The organism is Agrobacterium sp. CG160-95 (genome assembly GCF_053521725.1).
Genome location: NZ_JBNWDU010000003.1, coordinates 306526 through 326614, shown reverse-complemented (window position 1 = coordinate 326614; position 20089 = coordinate 306526). Strand labels below are relative to the sequence as shown.

Below are 20089 nucleotides of genomic sequence, written 5' to 3'. Positions count from 1 at the left end.
TTCCCTTTTATGAAAATAGACAGGAAAACGACGCTTAAGGATGTGGCGCAGCAGGCGAATGTTTCGCTTAGCACCGCTTCGCACGCCCTTAACGGCACGGCCCCCTTGACCACGCTGGTGCGCGAGCGGGTGCTGGAAGCGGCCCGTTCGCTCGGTTATCTCGAAAACCGCCGACAGAAGGCGACGATTGCGACCCTGCGCGTGGTGTTGCTGGCAATGACCAACGATGCGGCTCCGCAAAGTGATCTCAACATGGTCAGCTGGACGATGCTGAACGGCTTCCGGCGCGAATGCGAACGGCGCGGCATTCGCATCGTTCCCTTCGTCAGCGCCACAAGCCGGCTTGACCCTGTCGCGGTGGCGCAGGCGGCGGATGCCGACAATGTGGATGGCATCGTGGTGTTGAACGATGACCGATCGCAACTGGTTCAGGCGCTTTCGGCGCTCGGCAAACCGGTGGTGCTGATCAATGGCGAGGACCCGGCCATGATCGTAGATACGGTGACGGCCGAGAACCGTTTCGGCGCCCGCCTCGGCATCGAGCACCTGCTTTCCCTTGGGCATCGCAATATTCTGCACATTACCTGGAAGGGGCGCACGACGATCCGCCGCCGTTACGACGGTTATAGCGACGCATTTCTTGCGGCGGGGTTTCCCGTGCCTGCGGATATGGTCATTGAGGTGGAGAGTTATGAACCCCAATGGGGCGAAACCGCCATTCGTCGCCTGCTGGCCGAGGAGCGCCCGCTCAGAAATGCAACGGCGATTTTCTGCGCTGCCGACAATCTGGCGCTCGGCTGTCTGAAAGCACTGACGGAAGCCGGTGTCCGGGTTCCCGATGACGTTTCGGTATTGGGTTTTGACGATATCATGCCGGCGGCCTTCAGTGCGCCGCCGCTCAGCACCATTCAATTGCCCGCCGACAGGCTGGGTGGTGCGGCACTTTCCCTGCTGGAGCAGCGGCTTGTCGCCGCCGACCCGACCCGGCCTGCGCACCGGCTGGAACTTGGCTGTCGACTTGTGCTGAGGGGCAGCATCGCACCGCCCCCCAAGTGATACCGAGCTTTTACTTCATGCCCGTCCCAGCAATGCCTGTCGTGATATAGCGTTGCAGGAACAGGAACACGACGGTAACCGGCGCCAGGCTGAGGAAGGTCATGGCGAGAATATAGTGCCATTGCACCGAGAACTCGCCCTGGAAGGCGTTCAGGCCCACCTGCAGTGTGAAGTTCTCGCGGCTGCTGAGGACGATCAACGGCCAGAGGAAGTCGTTCCAGCGCCAAAGCACCGAGAAGATTGCGAGAACCGCTAGTGCAGGTGCCGTCAGCGGCAGGATGATGCGCCAGAAGATGCGGAACTCGCTGGCCGCATCGACGCGCGCTGCTTCGATCAGTTCGTCCGGGATCGTCAGCATATATTGCCTGAGCAGGAACACGCCGGTTGGCGTCGCGACGGTGGGAATGATGACACCCCAGAGATTGTCGACGAGGCCGACACCGACGATAACAAGATAGGCTGGCACCATGACGACGGTAAGTGGGATCATCAGCGTAGAGATGATCAGCACGAAAATCGCCTTCTCGCCGCGGAAGCGGTATTTCGAGAGAGCAAACGCCGCCATGGCGTTGACGATCAAGGTTAAAACGGTCGCGACAACAGTGACGAAGACCGAGTTTTTCAGGAAAGTCAGGAAGTTGAACTGGGTCAAGGGATCGGTGAAATTCTGCGTCGCGATCGTCAGTTTCTGGACGGGCGACATTTCGCGCGTGTCGACGCTGACCGGCGGGCCGGGATTGGCCGGATCCACCATCTGCGCCTTGATGCCAACGCGCCGAACCATGGCCATCTCCCGCTCCATTCCGTCGATGGTGACGGTCCAGAGGCTGAGCGGCCTGTCATAACCTGGAACTTCCACCTGCACGGCGGCGCGCGGCAGAAGGCTCGGCGGAAACCGTGTGATCTCGGCTTCCGGCTTCAGCGAGGACATGGCGGCCCAGACGACGGGTATCAACACCGCGAGCGTGCCGCCGATGAGCCACACCCAGGAGAGAATATCGGTGAGACCGATCCTGCCGGGGCGGCGGGTTCGCGTCAGGAAAGTGACTGCGTTTATATTGCCGGACATGATCAGGACTCCATCTTTTTGCCGAGGCGCAGTTGCACGAGCGTCAGCGCGAGAAGAACAAGGCCCATCAGAACCGATGCGGCGGATGCGAGGCCGAAGAGCCTGAGATCGCTGCCAAAGGCCATCTGGTAGATATATTGCACCACGAACGTGTTGGCCGTGCCCGGCCCGCCGCCATTGGTCAAAACCCAGGCTTCATCAAATATTTGCACTGAGCGGATCATCAAAAGGATCAGTACGACGAGAAGGTTGGGAGCCAGCAGCGGCAGGGTGATGCGCAGCAATGTGCGTCGGGGCGAAGCGGCGTCGATTGCGGCTGCTTCATAAAGGTCTTTGGGAATGGCCTGCAGCCCGGCCAGCAGGATGAGCGTGTAAAAGCCCATGTGGAACCAGACGGATACGACCACGACGAAGAAGCGCGACCAGCCGACATCCAGCAGGAAGATTTCCGGCGGCACGCCGAGCATCTGGAAGAAGGCGTTCAGCAGTCCGTTGCGGTCAAGAAACCATTTCCAGATGAGGCCGATGACGACAGGTGACAGCAGCACGGGATAAAAGAACATGGCGCGGAAGAAGCCGCGCGCGGCAATCGCCCTGTTAAGAATGAGGGCCGTGACCAGCGCGACGAACAGCGTGGCGACAACGTTGAAGCCGACAAACCAGAGCGTGTTCCAGATCGCTGTCCAGAACAGCGATTCCCGGCAGCTTCCGGGGTCCATATAGCTCTGGCAATCGAGTAGCTTGCCGAAATTCTCCAGACCGACAAAGGGACGGTCGGTGATCAGCAGCTCGGTGCCGCCGGTAAAGGCGTAACCGACGGCAATGGCAATCGGCAGGAAGGTGAAGATGCCGAAGAGAACGAGGTTCGGCATCAGGAAAATATAGGGCATGCGTCTTTTGCCGATCAGCCGCTCTATGAGGTTGAGCGGCACTTCGGCGATTGCCATCACGGCGTCGAGCACGCGGTCGGACAGTCTCGCAAGCGTCGGATTGGCCATGCTAGTCTCTCCCGTGGCTGTCAAGGCGCGGCAGCGCCAGTTCGGTTTCGGGGTCGAAGACATGCACCCTTTCGCGCGCCGGCATGATGTTCAGAACCGAGCCTGAAGCGGGTGCGAAGTGGCCAGCCTGGTGCACGATGATCTGCTCTTTCTGGCCCTGAAGATTGCCGTAGAGATAGGTCTCGGTGCCGAGGCTCTCGTGATACTGCACTTCGAAGGGCAGGCCCTTTTCCTGCGTGATGACAAAATGCGAGGGGCGGATGCCCGCCAGAACTGCCTTTCCGGGGGTAGCCACGGCGGGATCGACGAGGCAGGGCAGGGACACGCCGTATCCGGAGTCGATTGCGAAACCGCCGTCGCTGCCGGCGACGAATGTGCCCTTCAGTATGTTCATGCGCGGTGAACCGAGGAAGCCGGCGACGAAGAGGTTGCGCGGATTGTCGAAAAGCTCGAGCGGGCTGCCAACCTGTTCGATGCGGCCTGCACGCAGCACCACGATCTTGTCGGCCATGGTCATGGCTTCCACCTGATCGTGGGTCACATAGATCATCGTCGTCTTGATATCGCGATGCAGCCTTGTGATTTCGGCGCGGGTCTGCACGCGCAGCGCCGCATCGAGGTTCGACAGCGGCTCGTCAAACAGGAAAATGTCAGGCTCGCGCACGATGGCGCGGCCGATGGCGACGCGCTGGCGCTGGCCGCCGGAAAGCTGTTTCGGCTTGCGGTCGAGATAAGGTTCGATAGCCAGCATGCGCGCCGCCTCGTTGATGCGGCTTTCGATTTCCGCCCGCTTGAAACGCAGGTTTTCAAGTCCGAAGGCGAGGTTTTTGCGCACACTCATATGCGGATAGAGCGCATAGGACTGGAAGACCATGGCGATCTTGCGCTCGGCCGGCGAGAGCGCGCTGACATCGCGTCCGCCAATGCCGATGGTGCCTGACGTCACATCCTCAAGGCCGGCGATGATGCGCAGCAGCGTGGATTTTCCGCAGCCGGAAGGACCGACGAAAACGACGAATTCCCCGTTCTCGATCTGAAGATCGATATCATGCAGGACATGAACGGCACCGAATGCCTTGTTGAGGTTTTCCAGCTTTAGACTTCCCATTACCTGCTCCCTTCGGGCAAGGTCGTCTCTGCGACGATCTCTTTTGCATTCCAGCCCTCGGGTAAGGGCATCGTTCTTCCAATGGCAACGTCGCGCGCAGAAAATCCGTGAACGCCGGACAGATACACCGCAGGCATGCCGCCGGGGTAATCTTCAAGTCCGACGATCCTGCCGTCGGCGCTGCGTGTCCAGGCATTGGCGCGGCCGGCAGCCTCCGGACTTGGCGCAATGTCCGCATTGGTCGGGCGAAGATCATATTGCAGGCCGGTGCCGAGTTTGCCGGGCTGCTGCGACAGTGAAATGCGCGCGAGCGTGACATTGTGGATGCCGGCGCTCGAGGTGGCGACGAGGTTTATCGCGCCTTCCATCGAGCCGCTCAGGTCTTCCACCACAAGGTTTTCAACCTTGCCAGCCTGACGTTCCGGCCGGCGGTCTACCACGGTGACAGTCACGGCTTCGCCCGATCCCCAGAACCCGCCCGGCGTTTCGTGGCACTCCGCCTCGATCCGCGAAAAGCGGATATTGCGCATGGCGCCGCCATCGCGGGAGAAAAGGCCGATGCCGCGATTGGATGCGATGACTTTGCAGTCCTCGAACGCCACATCGGTGAAATCGCCGAAGGATTCCGTGCCGAGCTTCAAGGCGCAGCTCATGCTTGAGACAGTGCAGCGGCGAACCGTGATATCGGCGCAGGCGCCAACAGCCTTGCCATCCGGTCCGGCGCTGGTCTTCAGGCAAATACCGTCATCGGCGGTGGAGATGGAGCAATCCTCGATCAGTGCGCGCCGGCAGGCATCCAGCACGATGCCGTCGGTGTTGGGCAGGCGGCGATCGTTTTCGACACGGATGTTGCGGAAACTCAGATCTTCGCAATCGACCATGTGCAGGGTCCACATTGGTGAACCGCTGACGACGAGGTTTTCAAGGCGAACGTCGCGGCAGGATTCCAGAACCATGACACGCGGCCTCTTTTTCGCGGGCACATAGGTTCCCATGGCTTCGTCGTCACCGATGATGAAGTTCTCACCGCCAGCCTCGATACGGCCGGGGCCGGTGACGGCGATGTTGCTCGCGCCCTTTGCGACGATCATGCCGCGATCGGAATCCTCGGCGATGACAGAAACGGACGTATGGGCAAAGGCGTCGTAGTCGGAAATCGGCGCTAGCACAGCGTCTTGTGCAAGGTGAAGTTCCACGTCGCTTCTAAGATGAAGGCCGCCGCTGACATGCCGTCCGGCCAAGAGCGACACGACGCCGCCGCCTGCGGCCGATGCTGTATCGATTGCCTGCTGGATATCGGTAGTGGCGTCACGTCCCTCAGCGGCAATGGTGATATTGGTGTGAGCACTCATGATGCCTGCGGCCTTTTCAGAAAGACGTCGATCAGCAGCAGCATCGTCAGCGCCTGCCCATAGGGTGTCGGCAAATTGGGAATGCGGCGGTAGAAATCGAGGTCGTGGCCCATGGGCGTCCCGTCCGACACACCGTGCACGACGCCTTCGTCATCGATATTGCCCAGCACCGCCTTCAGCGCCCGCTCGGCATGGGCGCGGTTTTCTTCGCCGAGAATACCTGCCTCGATGCCGCGCAGAATGCCATAGGCGATGCCAGCGGTTGCCGACGTCTCGACCGGCGAAGTCGGATCGTCGAGGAGCGTGTGGAACATGCCATCCTCGCGCTGATACTGGCGCAGCGAACGCACCTGGCTTGCAAGCACATTGGCGAGGAAACGTTTGTCCTTTTCGGCAAGCGTCGGCACCAGTTCGAAGAGTTCGGGGATTGCAACGGTGATCCAGGAATTGCCGCGTGCCCAGAAGGCATGCGCAAAATTGTGGCGTCCGATGAAGGTCCAGCCGTGATACCACAGCCCGGTCACGGGGTCTGACAGGTAACGCGCATGGATCATGAACTGGTAGACTGCCTCATCGATCCAGTCCTGACGTTTGCAGACCACACCGGCGCGGGCAAGGAACAGACAAGCCATGAACAGCGTGTCGTCCCAGAGTTCACCCTCGTTAAGCCGCTCCTTTACCACGTGCTGGAAGCCGCCATCTTCGGTTTTCGGCAATTTGTGCACAAGCCAGTCGGCCCAGTCTTCTACCAGCGCCCGGAAATCCGGCCGGTCGACATGTTCGGTGAGGATGACGAGCGGCAGCATTGGCGCGGAACTGTTGATCTGGCGTGGCGGCAGGCCACGATCGATCTGCCAGCCGTACCAGGTCACGAGATCGTCCAGAGCTTTCTGGTCGTTTGCGGCAAGCGCCCGGCGCAGGAAGCCGTAAAGGCCAACGCCCACTTCCCAATCCCATTCATCGAACTGGATCTTGCCGTCGGAACTACCGCTTGCCAGGCCTTCCTGTATGCCCTTGAGGCGGCTGAAGGCGGCGGCGACGCTGTCGATCGTCGTTCTGAGAGTGTCTTTCTCGATGCTTTGCTGGTTCATCTGGTCATTCCGCTTAGGAGTAAAATGGCTGTGCCACGCCGTTGCCTGCGGCGGTTTTGGCACTGTCGAAGGTGATCTGTGGCTGTGGCTGCTCGTGGTCGAAGGCCATGGCTTGCCCGCCGATGGTGAAGTTGCCGTCCCAGTTGAGGGAGAGTTCGGGGCCACCGGGCGGTGTGACAGACAGCAGGCGCCTGTCGGCGTCGAACATGACCTGCGTGGCGAGAATTCTTTCGCGGAAGTGCGCGAATGCGTTCGTATCTCCGCAGCCGATAATGCCGAGCCAGCCAGCGCGGCGGCCATGTGATCTGATCTCGCGGTCGGCGGTGGCACCCGCTGTTACAGGTTCAAGCCCATTGGTCGCGTAAAGTGCTGCGAAGCCGCGGCCCGCGCGGGTGATGAGCCAGTTACCCTTCGTCACCACCTCGTCCAGCCCGTCGCGACCGAGATAGGCATGGGTCCAATCATTGCGGTGATCATCCGTATCGAAGATCATCATGGCGATATCCCGGTGCTGCGCCACGCGCGGCAGGATGCCGCTGCCGGCCCAATAAGAGGGGCGCTGTGTGCCCCACGGATCATCTTCGCCGGGATGGTTGACCCACAGCCGCGCCATCGGATGGCCGGCAAGCTTGATGTCCATGACGTGCTGCTGGTGGCCCTTGCGACCTGTCTTGTGGTCCACCACAGTGGAAAGCTGGGCTGCTTCGTTCTTGAAAAGCACGAGTTTGCCCGGCTCCAGTCCCTGCGCATAACGCGCCTCGACCATGCGGCCGCCTGCCAGTTGCGACAGGGCGGCAAGATGCGGAGGCGGCAGGTAATCTCCACAGCAGAACATCGGCAGCGAGGCGACGCCATTGTTGAGCCAGCCCTGACCGAAGGCAACTTGCGCAAAAGGTGCAAGTTCCGTCAGCGGCCCGGCGCGCAGCTCCTTGTCATAGGCTCTGCCCTGGGAACCGGAGGGAACGCCACCAAGCGTGTGCAAAGCGATCATTTCGAAAATGAGATCGAGCTGGTGGCGGGCGCGGGCGGCAAGTCCCGGTTCGGCCCAATGTTCGATGGCGAGAAGGCCGATGAAATCCACCGGGTAATAGGCGGCCGAATTCCATTCGGCGAGACCGTGCGCCTCGACGCTGTCGAACCAGCGCTGCAGCCGGTCTGCGGCCAGCACCGCCTGCTCCCTGCCGGTGCGCCCGGAGGCGCTGAAGATGGCGTCCGGCAGATAGTCTCCCGCGAGCAGCTGGCTGGTATGGAAGCACAGAACGTGGTTTTCGCTCCAGAACCACATGACGTCGTTGCCGGGTTCGTCCACCCAGTATCGATAGGAGAGAATAGAAGAGTGGATCCGCTCAAGCATCTGAGGGGGAAGCCGGTCACCATAGGCGCGCACCAGCCAGAGAAGTGGCACCAGCACGAAATCGGAGCAATCCTCGCGCCGGTCGATGGACCGCAGCGTTGCGTCGACGATGCCGGAAATCGTCTTCATGTCACCGCTGCCGGTAGCGACCATGGCCAGCGCACGGCCGATGCGCCATGCACCAAAGCGGGCGCTGAAGGACAATGCCGCTTTCTTTCGCTCGGCAATATCGGTGGCGGCCGGTTGTGGCGCCATATCGCCCATGAAGGCTGCGTCGATGACGCGCGTTACCGTTCCGGCACCTGAACCGATGGTGATCCTGACGCCATGATATCCGTCCGAAATGCCTGCCGTCTCGGGGATCGTCAGGGTCGATTGCCCGGCTTTCAGCACGGTATCGACCTCGGCAAGGGCGGCGCGCTCGTGGCCGTGGCTTTTCACCGCGATGTGGACGGGAAGGTCGCTGGCAGGTGCTGCCCCGAAAACCAGCTCGAGGGCCGCGCTGGAAAAAACGTCGCGTGCGGGGCGAACATCGCGCACCAGTGCGGCAAGACGTTTCGTTTCTTCCCGGTCGAGCGGCACCGGCAGCACGACGGTGAGCGGCGTGGCGTCCGTAACCTCAAGCTCGAAGAACCAGATGATGTCACGTTCCGCCAGATCTTCGCAAAGCAGCAGCACTTCGTTATCGCCGGCCGCAAGTTCGAGCGTGATATCGCGGCTGCTTTCGACATTGCGGATAAAGGGCTCAAAGCGGACCTGTTCCACGCCGCCCACCCAGATGCGCACGCCGCCGCAGGTGCGCAGCCGGAAATGCGCCTGTCTTGTGGTGTCGCTGCGGAACGAGCCCTTCAGCCAGCGCTGCACATGGGTCGGAACGTGCCAGAAACCGGTGAATTCAACGCGTCGGTTGGAACCCGGCAGGTTGAGGTGCGAAACCGTAAAGCTGGAGTCGGGCGCGATGTCGCGGCCGATCATCGTCTGTTGAAAGGCCTTGCGGCAGGGCAGGTCGCCAACATCCACAAAGCCGTTGATGAAGCGATAATCGACCCGGTCTTCCGCCGGTGCCGCAATTCCCGGAAATGAGGTTTCCACCAGATCCGAGACGATCCAGGCGGTAACCGTTTCGCCTGGCGGTACGGTATATGTGGGCTGCGACAAGCCCGTCGCCAATGGTCCATCCGTCATAATGGATCGCCTCCCGTCGATCTTTATGAAATTATTTTCACAAATCTATTTTCGCTTTGTTGCGTCGATTTGTGCGATTTAGCCGAAACAAACAGCTTGACGTTTAGTCTGTCAAGTCGCAAAACAAGCGAAATCGAATTAAGACGAGGAGCTTCAATTCGATTTGTGAAAAGTTTTTCATTGGGAGGATGAGCATGCTGAAACTGTTTTCGGGCGTCAGCGCCCTCGTATTGGCCTCTATCGCCGGCCTTTCGGTCGCAGAGGCCGAGACAAGAACGATCACGTTCCTTTTTACGGATGACGACCAGGGTTATGTGCAGCGCATGTCTGAACTCAGCAAGGAGTTCGAGGCGGCCAATCCGGGCGTGAAGATCAACTTCGTGTCTTCCGGTTATGATGCCGTTTCCAAGCAGCTGCCGGTACAGCTTGCGGTGGGCGAGGGGCCGGATGTTGCCAAGATCACCGACTGGCAGCTCGCTTCCTACTATCTCGACATGCGCCCCTACATGAAGGATGCGGACGGCTTTGCCAAACTGCACGGTTCGAGCCTTGCCCAGCTTCGTCTGCCTGGTGTCAACGATCCGCAGTCGATCAACGGTTACATGGCCTCGCAGACGCTGAACCTGCCCTTCGTCAACAAGACGCTGTTCGAGCAGGCGGGTGAACCCTTGCCCGGGCCGACAGCGAAATTGAGCGAGATCGTCGAGGCGTCCGCGCGCGTTGCCAAGTCGACCGGCGTGCAGATTCCCTTCACCATGGACCGCTCCGGCCACCGCTTCTCTGGCGGCGCCTTCGCTTATGGTGCGACCTATGTGAAGGACGGCAAGTTCAGCTTCCCCGACGACGCGGCGAAAAAATACATCTCCGACATCTATTCATGGACGCAGAACGGCAGCTTCCCAAAGGAAATGTGGGGTGCTGCGGGTGGCTCGCAATACAAGAACATGGGCGATGAATTCGTCAACGGCAATGTCGTGACCTATCTGGCTGGCAACTGGATGGTCAATCCATTCCAGAACAAGATCGGTGACAGCTTCGAATGGACCGCGATTAACGCCCCCTGCGGCGATGCCGGTTGCTATGCCATGCCCGGCGGCACGGCGATTGTCGGCTTCAAGCGCACCAAATATCCCGAAGATGTCGCCCATTTCGTCGAATTTCTCGGCTCTGAAAAGGTGCAGCGGGAAATCGCCGAAAATTACGTGATCCTGACGGGCGCCGAAATCGTCGATCCGCAATACAAGCTGAAGAGCGAAAACGCCAAGGCGGCGATGAAGGTCTTCCTGGACAACAAGAAGAATGTGCCGCAGGCCGCCCGCGAATTCGAGCACGCCAAGGGTGGCACTGCCATGTATCAGCAGATCGTCCAGCGCATGAGCCAGCTCATCGTCGGCGAACTGACGCTCGACCAGACCTACAAGGTTCTGGAAGACGATGTCGCCAAGATCAATGAGGCCGTTGCGGTCAAGAAATGATGAGCGCCCGTTCTTTCATCACGAAATAACGATGCTCTCGATCTGCCCGGAGTTATGCTCCGGGCATACTTCGCCGCTTGTTCGCCGGCTGTTGTGGCATATGCGATCTGACTTAATCAGCAAGTCGAAAAAAAACTGCAATACGCCCGGCATAAAAGCTGACGGCGAGGCGCGCCGGAAGCTGCGTGCGCGCTTCGTCACGCGTCATCCGCTGAAATCATAGGATTCGTCATGGCTAAACTGAAGATGTCGTCTTTTCCGTTCGTGCGGTCGGCCTTGCTTGCCTCCGTCGCATTGCTGGTTCTTGTCCCGAACGCACAGGCATTCGAGCGCACTCAACCCGCAGGTCAGGGTTATGCCATTACGGTACCCGAACCCGCAGCAAGATATCCGCTGCCGCTTTCCGACACCTATCGCAACCAGACTGGCAAGAATGCCAAGGGCGAAGACGTCCGTGCCTATGACGACCGCGACAATCCCGTCATCGAAATCCTCTCGGGTTTTAATCGCATCTGGACGCTGGGCGATGAAAAATGGGCGGATGGCGGCGCCAATGGCGACGGTCCGAGTGATTTCAGCCATGTGAAGGCCGTCAATCCCGCTGTGTGGCAGGAAAACATGCGTTACGTGCTTTCCGTAACCGGTGAGAACCGCACCCCCGCCGCGGCCTTGAACGCCTATATGAAAGACCGCCGCTCGCAGGGTTACAGCATGATCGACGGGATGGGGCCGCTTGCTCCGTGGTATCGCGAAGGCGCGGGCGCGACGACGACCATCAACCACACCCTGGCGGATTTCGATCCGAACGAGGTCATCACGCGCAAGGAAGAGGACAAGGGCACCGAGGCTGGAGCGGCCGATTCCGAGCTGAAGGATGTCGTGGCCCTCATGAAGGTAATGCGTGGCCCGGAAGGCACGACGTCGCCAGCGAAATATTTCTATTCCACGCCGCGCCCATGGCGCATGAATGCCAAGGGCGAGGTGATAGAGACAGGCACCGAGACCATCGGCGACCGCAAGTTTGAAACTTACGAAACCGATCCCGGCGTCATTGTGCCCGCGCTCAAATATGCGCGCGAGAACCGTGGACGCGGCAAGGATGGCGGCTTTCCGAGCGGTCACACCAATGCCGCCTATCTCGCTGCCATCACTTATGCTTACGTTGTGCCGGAGCGGTTTTCCGAATTGCTGACTGCCGCTTCCGAGCTTGGCGAAAGCCGTATCGTTGCAGGGATGCATTCGCCAGTCGACGTGATCGGCGGCCGCATTACGGCCACCGCCATAGCCGCCGCTATTCTGCAGGATCCGAAAAACGCCGATCTCAAGAAGACCGCGCATGATGAATTGCAGGCCTATTTTGCCAAACGCTTACCAGCGGGACAGTCCCTGATCGACTTTGCCCATAGCGCGAAACCGGATGTAGACCCTTTTGCCGATGCGGCGATCAACGAGGCTGATTATCGCCGGCGTATGACCATGTCCTTCAGCCGCGACAAAACCGTTGGCGATGCGCCCATGGTGGTGCCGAAGGGTGCCGAGGTTCTGCTGGAGACACGCCTGCCTTATCTCGATGCCGCGCAACGCCGCGCAGTCCTGTTCTCCACTGGTATCGAGGCCGGTTATCCGCTGCTTGACGACAGCAATGGCTGGGGCCGGATCAATCTGGTGGCCGCCGCTGCCGGTTATGGTGCCTTTAACGGCGATGTCGACGTGACGATGGATGCCGCAGCCGGCGGGTTCAATGCGGCTGACCGCTGGACGAACGATATTGCCGGGGCAGGGCGTCTCGTCAAATCCGGCAGTGGCGCGCTCACGCTCACCGGCGCCAACAGCTATAGCGGCGGCACCGTCTTGCAGGACGGAACGCTTGTGGCATCCTCCGCCAACGCGCTTGGTACAGGTGGCGTGCTGGTCTCCGGCGGAATGCTTTTGCTGAACGGTGAAAGTGACATCGTCATTGGCGGCGATTATGCCCAGACGGGCGGCACGCTGGCGCTTGATCCGCAAAAGGCTCCGCTGCTGGTCAAGGGCAACGCGACGCTTGATGGCGCAACCCTGCGGCTCGCCTTCGAAGGCGCCGCACCCGCCGCCGGCACGCGCTTCAACGTCATCGCCGCAGACGGCCTGACTGGCACCTTCGCTGCGATCGACGCGGGCAATGTGAAGGTGCGGCCGGTTTATACCGGCTCGTCGCTGTCCGTGGTGGTCGAATAGGCTGCGAGGCCAAGGTTTTGCGGGCGCGGTCTAATCGCCGCGCCCGGCCGGCCCGGTTACAGGAAATAACGGACCCTGAGCGGCAGCAGGGTGGCGCCGAGTGCCGAGGAATCGCCTTCTGTCTCGCTGAGCACCAGTTTTGCTTCCTGCGGCCCGATGCCGTAGCGGTGTTCGCGTTGCGAGGGCATGTGTACACGTTCGATCATCATCCGGCCGAGTGCGCGCGGCAATTGTCCACCAAAGACGATCGCCTGTGGATCGAGAACCGCAATCAGGCTCGCCACCAGCCGGTCCACCTGCGGCATGGTCCGCTCAAGCCATTCCTCGACGCCCGGCCAGGCAGGGTCAAAATGCTGATAGAGCGCTTCGATCGAATCTATCTCGCTCCCGTGTTTCTGCAGCGTCGCGATCAGATATTGCAGCGCCGGCCGCCTGTCGGCTTCATCCGGGTTGAAGATGCCGCTGAATTCACCGGCATTGCCGTGAAAACCGTAGAAAGGCTGACCTCCCAGAATGAGGCCGCCGCCGAAGCCATAGTTGAAGGATAGATAGGCGAAGGTCTGGCACCACAGTCCCACGCCGCGAAGGCTTTCGCCGATCGCGCCGGTGGTTGCGTTGTTTTCCAGCCAGACTGGCAGACGGAATTTCTCTTCAAGGATCGGTTTCAGGTCCATCAGCGACCAGTCGCGCAATGGTTCCGGCGCGTTGAACGCCCGATCTTCCGACACGAAAAATCCCGACATGGAAAAGCCGAGGCCGAGCAGGCGGTCGCGCGGGATGCCGTGGTCCGCCAGCAACCGTTCCAGAGCGCGCGATAATGCGGCAAGCGTCATTTCGCGATCGCTGGGAAGCATCCGCAATTTTTCTTCGACAACCACCATGCAGCGGAAATCGGCAATGCAGATCACCACGGAGTCAGTGTTGATGGAAATTCCGAGCGAATAGGCCGCCTCAGGCACCAGTTCAATGGTCGGGCTCGGCTGGCCACGCGTTCCTTTAAGCGGTGCGCCGGTACGCAAAAGGCCGCGTTCCAGCAGGCCTTCGATCAACCGATGCACGGATTGCTGCGTCAGGTTCGTGTGACCGGTGATTGTTGCACGGGCAATGGGGCCGTGGCGGCGCACTATATCGAGAATGAGGCGCTCATTCTCGCTGGCAAGCGGCTGGCGGTCGAAGGTCTGGCGCGGTGTCTTATCTGTTGTCATGGCCTTGGATAGCGGCTGCACAAGGCCTTCGCAACTCGGGCCGCGCACCGGGGACGGCATTTTTCACTGGACTGTCACAAATAATACACTTAGAGTGTAGTAATAAGAAGCCGGTTAATAACGGATCCCCAGGAGGAACCATTCAATGAGCATGAAATTTATTGCGATCGCCGCGCTTGCGCTGGCGACGACGGTAGCGCCTTGCCTTGCGGCGGACACCAACATGAAGAACCTCGACTTCGATCTGTCGAAGGTCACGCGCGAAAATTTCTATGACATCGTCGTTCCCGCTGCCAAAGCGGAAGGCACGGTGACGATGTACAATTTCGCCGGCAGTTTCGCGGATACGTGGAAAGAACTGATCACCCGGTTCGAGGCCAAATATGGCATCAAGGTCACCTATAGCGACGTAAAGGGTGATCAGGCGAACCAGCAGCTCATCGCCGTGCAGGCGGCTGGGCAGGATTCACCCGTCGACGCCTATTTCGCTGGCGGTGGCGGTTATCCGCTTTTGTCTTCCAAGGGCGTCGTCGGCAATATTCCGCTGACGAAGATCTTGCCCAACATGGCCAATTACAATCCGGAACTGGCCGAGACCGTCTTCGGCAAGGCGCATGGTGGCAGTTTCCCTCTGGTGCATCTCAACCAGACCGCACTCGGCTACGATTCCGCCTTCGTGAAAGCCGAAGACGTGCCGAAGAGCTTCGACGATCTCCTCGTCTGGGCTGAAAAGAACCCGAAGCGCCTTGGCGTCACCCTGCCAGCCAAGGGCGGCTCCGGCGGCGGCTTCATCTATTCCGTGGCGCTCAATTATCTCACCGGCGACTGCCGCAAGCAGCTTACCGACTATAATCAGACGCTGCAGCAGGCCGAAGACTGGGCAATGACGTCCGAGTGCCTTACGCCGGTCTGGGATTATTACCGTCGTCTTCTTGCCGTGGCTGAACTGACAAACGGCAACGCCGACACGCTCAACCTGATCAATAACCAGCAGCTCTACATGGGCACCGTCTGGGAAGATCAGGTCATGAGCTTCCTCGGCACCAAGCAGCTGCCGGAAAGCTTCCGCGTCACGTTGCTGGAAAAAGGCCAGGTCGGCTCGGGCGATGCCATTTTCGTGCCGGCAAATGCCAAGAACGTCGCATCCGCACTCCTTCTCATTGATATGGCGATGAGCAAGGAGTTCCAGCTCTGGAAGCTGGAGAACAAGGCTTCGCGGTCTCCGCGGGCGGATGTCACCAACGACCTGATGCCCAGAGCCGTACAGGAGCATGTTCTGCCGCAAAGCGTTTATCCGCGCCTGTCGGTTCCGGCGTTCTGGGACATGTCGACGGCCCTTGCCGAAGCGCTCGATGAAAAAGTGCTCAACCAGTAACACCTGCCCGGATCGACCGGACCGTGGGGCTGGAAACCGCCAAACGGTCCGAGAGCCTTGGTCGAAACCATGAGGGAGCCTCGCCATGAGTGAACTCGAGATCAGCAATATCAGCAAGGATTACGGTTTGAGCCGGGCGCTTCATCCCGTGTCGATCACTGTCGAGCGGGGCGAATTCGTCACCATTCTCGGCCCCTCGGGCTGCGGCAAGTCCACGCTTTTGCGCATCATCACCGGCATCAGCCAGCCTTCGGGAGGCGAAATCCGGCTGGGCGGCAAGCGTATCGATCAGGCGCCGCCGGAAGCGCGCGACATCGCCATGGTTTTTCAGTCCTATGCGCTTTTCCCGCATATGTCGGTTGCCAAAAACCTTGGCTTCGGCCTGAAGATGAAGAAGGTCCCGAAGGACGAGCGCGCGCGCCGCATCGCCCATGCGCTTGAAATCTGTAATCTTGCCGGTCTGGTGGATCGCATGCCGCGGCAACTGTCCGGCGGACAGCAGCAGCGCGTGGCGCTGGCGCGCGCCATTGTCATGCAGCCAAGCCTCTTGCTGTTCGACGAGCCGCTCTCGAACCTCGACGCCAAGCTCCGCGACACGCTGCGCCATGAACTGACTGAACTTCACCGCCGGATCGGCGCGACCAGCCTTTATGTGACACATGATCAGGCCGAGGCCATGGCGATGTCGGACCGGATCGTGGTGATGGATGCCGGCCGCGTCGTTGAAGTGGGAACACCGCTCGAACTTTACCGTGCGCCCAAACACGCCTTTACCGCCGGTTTTCTGGGCCAGACCAACCTTCTGCCGGTTTTGGCTGAGGGTAGGCAGGCGCAATTGCCCTGGGAGCAGTCCGTAACGCTGGATGCGACTGCGGCCGGTTCCGCACAGATTTCGGTTCGTCCGGAAAACATCCACATCAGCGCCGACGAGGCGGGTGCCGGCACGGTCTCTGCCGTTTCCTTCATGGGCGCCAATGCGCTCTATACGGTCGAAATCGGCGGCCACCAGATCAAGATCAGCCAGTCCGGTGTGGAAAATCTTATCGATGCGGGACGCAGGGTCGCCTTGCGTTTTCCCGGATCGGTGCATCTGCTCGATGACGGGCAGGCAGGGGAGGCGGCGTGATGCGCGGGGTACTGCGCGACAGGCGCGCCCAGCTGCTGGTCCTGCTTGCGCCGGGGGTGGGTTATTTGCTGATCTTCTTCGGCGGTCCGCTGCTTTCGGCACTGATCGGCAGCTTCAGGCAGGACGATGGCAGCTTCACGCTGATGTTCTACGAGCGGATCTTCACACGTCCGTCGATGATCCGTGGCCTGACGACTTCCATCTATTACGGTGTCATGCCGGTGATGGTGTCGCTTGCGGCTTCGGTGCCGCTGGCGCTTCTGATCCGCAAGAGCTTTCTCGGCCGCAAGCTGTTCAGCGGCCTTTACAAGCTGCCGATGGCGGTGCCGGGCATCATCGTCGGCCTGATGGTGATCGTCGTTTTCGAAAGGGGCGGTTTTCTCGACCGGCTGGTCGCGCCGCTCGGGCTTGAATTGCCCAAACTCGTGCGTGACGACTGGGGCATTGGCGTCATTCTCGCCAGTGTCTGGAAGCAGATACCCTTCATGACGCTGATCATCACCAGTGCCTTTGCCGCCATTCCGGAGGACATCCGTTACGCGTCGCGCACGCTCGGCGCCTCGCGGCTGAAGACCTTTCTGTTCGTCGAAGTTCCGCTTGCCATGCCCGGCATCACCGCCGCCATCCTTCTTACCTTCATCGGCTCCATGGGCTCCTACGCCATTCCCGATATTGTCGGTCCGCCCACTGCCCGGCCGCTTTCGGTTCTCATGGTCACGGAGTTCAATCAGGGGCGGTTCAATCAGGTCTATGCCATGGGCATGGTGCTGAGCCTCTTCGCGGTCTCCGTCCTGCTTCTGTATTACTCCCTGACATCCCGCATCGGCCCCGGCCAAACCCGAGGAGACGCATAATGAGCGCCATTGCCCTCGATCCCGTCACCATGACACGCCGCCGCACCTTCACGCCGGACGACCGGATTTTTGTCTCCATCGGGCTCTTTACCGCGCTGGCGCTCGCTATCGCCGTGCCTCTGGTGCTGATGTTCCTGTGGAGCATTGCCGATGGATGGACGCCGCCTCTGGTGGTGCCGAAGGATTACACCACCACGCGCTGGGCGAGCATTCTTGGCGATACAAGCCTCATCCAGGCCGCCGTCAACAGCATCCTCATCGCCATCGTCGTGACTTTCTCGACGGCCGCTATCGCCCTGCCAACCGCTTGGGCCATGGCCCGTTTTCCTTTCCGGCTGAAACGGCTGGTGGAGATCTTCATTCTGGCCCCCATCATCATTCCGGGGCTGGTCGTCGCTGTCGGCATCGGCCAGGTGTTTCTTCTTTTCGGTCTCGCTTATTCGGTGACCGGGGTCATCCTTGTGCAGATCGTCGGCACGCTGCCGCTGATGATACGGCTGATGACGGCGACGCTAGAAACCATTCCCGACGACCTGATTCATGCCGCCCGTTCGCTCGGCGCGGGAACGGCCGGCATTGTCATCCACATCATCCTGCCGCTTGCGGTGCCCGGCCTTCTGGCCGGTGGCCTGATGTCCTTCATCGGCAGCTTCGAGGAATTCGACAAGTCCTTCATCGTCGGTGCGCCTGTCGTGCAGACGCTGCCGATCAAGCTCTACATGTATCTCGACCCCTATTCGATGCAGATCCCGCTCGCCTCCATCGTCTCCTTCATCCTGCTTCTTCCCGCACTCGTCGTTTTCATCATCGCCGGCCGCATTCTGCGTGACGACCTGATGGCGGCGGGCATGGGGAAAATCTGATCCGGGCAACCCAACTCCGGTAAACGCAACATCCGAAAGTGAAAAAAATGCCTCAAACCCTTGCAGCCCAACGAAAAGTCTCCAATCCGTGTAATGTTCTCGCCCTCTGCTCGCGCGACAATCCCGCGATCCTCACCATCGCCCATCGTGGGTTCTGGACCGCGACCGCTGAAAATTCGCTGGCTTCGGTTCGCGCAGCGGTCGCTGCCGGTGTGGAGATGATCGAGATCGACACGCAGGCGACAGCCGATGGCCGGCTGGTCGTCATTCACGACGAGACGCTCGACCGCACGACGACGGGGCGGGGGACAGTGAGCGAACTGGCCTTTGATGTCGTCCGTTCCGCTCGGCTCAAGGCAGGTGCTGGCGGCGATGCAGCCGATGTGACGGAGGAATGCGTACCGACGCTGGAAGAATTGCTGGAAGAGGCGCGTGGCAAAATCACCGTCAATATCGATACCAAGTTCACCCGTGACCTGCCGCAGGTCATGGAAACCGTACTGCGCCTCGGCGTCGCAGATCAGGTTCTGGTGAAAACCGATATCGATCCTGAAGCCGAGCATTTCGGTGTGCTGGATACCGACTGGTTCGGCAAAATCCCGCATATGCCGATGTTTCCGGTGAGAAAGGGCAAGTTTGCCGAGGATCTGCGCCGCATCGAAGCGTTGCGCGCGCCGATGATCGAGGTAAAATTTACCGATATCGCTGATCTGGTTGAAGGCCGCGCCGAAATGGAGCGTCAGAATATCCGCCTCTGGATCAACACGCTCGACGTTTCCCATTGCCTCGATCTCAACGACACGCGCGCACTTTCCGATGCAGAAGGTGTGTGGGGCGCACTGGCGCAGGTCGGCGTCGGTGCAATCCAGACGGATGAAGTCGAGGCCTTCACGGGCTGGTTGAAGGCTGATGCAGGCGAGACGGGCAGGTCATGGACACGATGAACCAGCGCCTCGAGCGCGCAGCCGGCATCATAGAGGAGGCGATGGGTCTTGCCCTTCGCTTTTTCGAAGCGCGCGGCAGCATCGCCACCCGCACCAAGGGTTTTCAGGACTTCGTCTCGGAAGCGGATACCGCGGTTGAAAGGCTGGTGCGCGACCGGCTGGCGGCGGCATTTCCGGGTGAAACCGTTCTCGGCGAGGAGATGGGCGGGATCGCAGATGACGCCTATTGGATCATCGATCCCATCGACGGCACCGCAAACTTCCTGCGCGGCTCACCACTCTGGGGCATCTCGCTGGGCTTCGTGCGCAACGGCGTCCCGGAAATCGGGGTCGTCGCCATGCCAGTCTTCCAGGAGATCTATTCGGCTGCCGAAGGAACAGGGTTGCTGCTGAACGGCAAGCCGCTTGCGCGCGATGTTCCATTTAAGGAAGTGCAGGTGATGTCGCTCGGTGACAGCGCGTCTGCCGATGCCGCGGAGGTGGCGGCGCTCAATGTCGGCTTGAGGCATGCGGGCTGGGTGGTGGAATCCATCCGTTCGACCTCGATTTCACTGGTTTTTGCAGCGCGCGGTATCTTCGATGGCCATCTGCAAAAACTGACGACCATGTGGGATATTGCCGGTGGCGTTGTCCTGGCAAGGGAGGCGGGTCTTGACGTGCGGATTGGAACGCGCGGCGAAACCGGCATTCCCTGGGTTGCCGCCGCAACGCCTGAATTGATGGCCGTGACGGAAACGCTCTGGCCGGAGATCGCGGAATTGGTCCCGGCCGAACTTGCCTGAAATTCCCATAAAAACCGGTACCGGGTGAGAGATCCAGA

16 protein-coding genes are annotated in these 20089 nt (G+C 60.3%); 9 read left to right on the top strand and 7 right to left on the bottom strand.

What is annotated here, in order from left to right; all coding sequences use genetic code 11:
- Positions 1 to 9: 9 nt before the first annotated feature.
- Positions 10 to 1056, top strand: a complete 1047-nt coding sequence (locus ACQZ63_RS12870) for a LacI family DNA-binding transcriptional regulator (RefSeq protein WP_013762382.1) — start codon at positions 10 to 12, stop codon at positions 1054 to 1056.
- Between the two features lie 10 nt (positions 1057 to 1066).
- Here ACQZ63_RS12870 and ACQZ63_RS12865 read toward each other — a convergent pair whose 3' ends face one another.
- Genes ACQZ63_RS12865 through ACQZ63_RS12840 form a run of 6 tightly spaced genes read right to left on the bottom strand, consistent with a single transcriptional unit; the run spans position 1067 to position 9213 of the window.
- The gene (locus ACQZ63_RS12865) at positions 1067 to 2125 is read right to left on the bottom strand and encodes a carbohydrate ABC transporter permease (RefSeq protein ID WP_013762383.1); all 1059 of its coding nucleotides are present in this window, start codon (positions 2123 to 2125) and stop codon (positions 1067 to 1069) included.
- Between the two features lie 2 nt (positions 2126 to 2127).
- Positions 2128 to 3123 (bottom strand): carbohydrate ABC transporter permease, encoded by a 996-nt coding sequence (locus ACQZ63_RS12860; RefSeq protein WP_004431062.1) that lies wholly within the window; start codon positions 3121 to 3123, stop codon positions 2128 to 2130.
- A gap of 1 nt (position 3124) precedes the next feature.
- Positions 3125 to 4231 carry an ABC transporter ATP-binding protein gene (locus ACQZ63_RS12855; RefSeq protein WP_004431063.1) on the bottom strand — a complete coding sequence of 369 codons (1107 nt, stop codon included), beginning with the start codon at positions 4229 to 4231 and terminating at the stop codon, positions 3125 to 3127.
- Positions 4231 to 5583 (bottom strand): polygalacturonase PglB, encoded by a 1353-nt coding sequence (gene pglB / locus ACQZ63_RS12850; RefSeq protein WP_111801960.1) that lies wholly within the window; start codon positions 5581 to 5583, stop codon positions 4231 to 4233. The genes ACQZ63_RS12855 and pglB overlap by 1 nt, the downstream gene beginning before the upstream one ends.
- Complete coding sequence (gene bglB / locus ACQZ63_RS12845) at positions 5580 to 6674, bottom strand: beta-galactosidase BglB (RefSeq protein ID WP_013762386.1); 1095 nt, start codon at positions 6672 to 6674, stop codon at positions 5580 to 5582. The genes pglB and bglB overlap by 4 nt, the downstream gene beginning before the upstream one ends.
- Before the next feature lie 13 nt (positions 6675 to 6687).
- Entirely contained in the window at positions 6688 to 9213 is a 2526-nt protein-coding gene (locus ACQZ63_RS12840; protein WP_448799251.1) for a hypothetical protein, read from the bottom strand.
- A gap of 194 nt (positions 9214 to 9407) precedes the next feature.
- Here ACQZ63_RS12840 and ACQZ63_RS12835 point away from each other — a divergent pair, with 194 nt between their 5' ends.
- Together ACQZ63_RS12835 and ACQZ63_RS12830 are read left to right on the top strand one after the other, a co-directional pair.
- Positions 9408 to 10688 (top strand): ABC transporter substrate-binding protein, encoded by a 1281-nt coding sequence (locus tag ACQZ63_RS12835; protein ID WP_004431072.1) that lies wholly within the window; start codon positions 9408 to 9410, stop codon positions 10686 to 10688.
- A 231-nt stretch (positions 10689 to 10919) separates the two neighbouring features.
- Entirely contained in the window at positions 10920 to 12902 is a 1983-nt protein-coding gene (locus tag ACQZ63_RS12830) for a phosphatase PAP2 family protein (protein WP_448799250.1), read from the top strand.
- A gap of 56 nt (positions 12903 to 12958) precedes the next feature.
- Here ACQZ63_RS12830 and ACQZ63_RS12825 read toward each other — a convergent pair whose 3' ends face one another.
- Complete coding sequence (locus ACQZ63_RS12825; RefSeq protein WP_111795327.1) at positions 12959 to 14107, bottom strand: ROK family protein; 1149 nt, start codon at positions 14105 to 14107, stop codon at positions 12959 to 12961.
- Positions 14108 to 14252: 145 nt separating this feature from the next.
- Here ACQZ63_RS12825 and ACQZ63_RS12820 point away from each other — a divergent pair, with 145 nt between their 5' ends.
- The 6 genes from ACQZ63_RS12820 (at position 14253) to ACQZ63_RS12795 (ending at position 20051) form a co-directional block, all read left to right on the top strand.
- Entirely contained in the window at positions 14253 to 15482 is a 1230-nt protein-coding gene (locus tag ACQZ63_RS12820; RefSeq protein ID WP_025594998.1) for an ABC transporter substrate-binding protein, read from the top strand.
- Positions 15483 to 15567: 85 nt separating this feature from the next.
- Complete coding sequence (locus tag ACQZ63_RS12815) at positions 15568 to 16608, top strand: ABC transporter ATP-binding protein (protein ID WP_448799249.1); 1041 nt, start codon at positions 15568 to 15570, stop codon at positions 16606 to 16608.
- The gene (locus ACQZ63_RS12810; RefSeq protein ID WP_060642645.1) at positions 16608 to 17462 is read left to right on the top strand and encodes an ABC transporter permease; all 855 of its coding nucleotides are present in this window, start codon (positions 16608 to 16610) and stop codon (positions 17460 to 17462) included. Before ACQZ63_RS12815 ends, ACQZ63_RS12810 begins: the two co-directional genes overlap by 1 nt.
- Positions 17462 to 18325 (top strand): ABC transporter permease, encoded by an 864-nt coding sequence (locus ACQZ63_RS12805; protein WP_448799248.1) that lies wholly within the window; start codon positions 17462 to 17464, stop codon positions 18323 to 18325. Before ACQZ63_RS12810 ends, ACQZ63_RS12805 begins: the two co-directional genes overlap by 1 nt.
- 47 nt (positions 18326 to 18372) lie before the next feature.
- Positions 18373 to 19269 (top strand): glycerophosphodiester phosphodiesterase family protein, encoded by an 897-nt coding sequence (locus ACQZ63_RS12800; protein ID WP_111788527.1) that lies wholly within the window; start codon positions 18373 to 18375, stop codon positions 19267 to 19269.
- Positions 19257 to 20051, top strand: coding sequence for an inositol monophosphatase family protein (locus ACQZ63_RS12795; protein ID WP_019567023.1), 795 nt, complete (start codon positions 19257 to 19259; stop codon positions 20049 to 20051). The genes ACQZ63_RS12800 and ACQZ63_RS12795 overlap by 13 nt, the downstream gene beginning before the upstream one ends.
- The last annotated feature ends 38 nt before the right edge of the window (positions 20052 to 20089 follow it).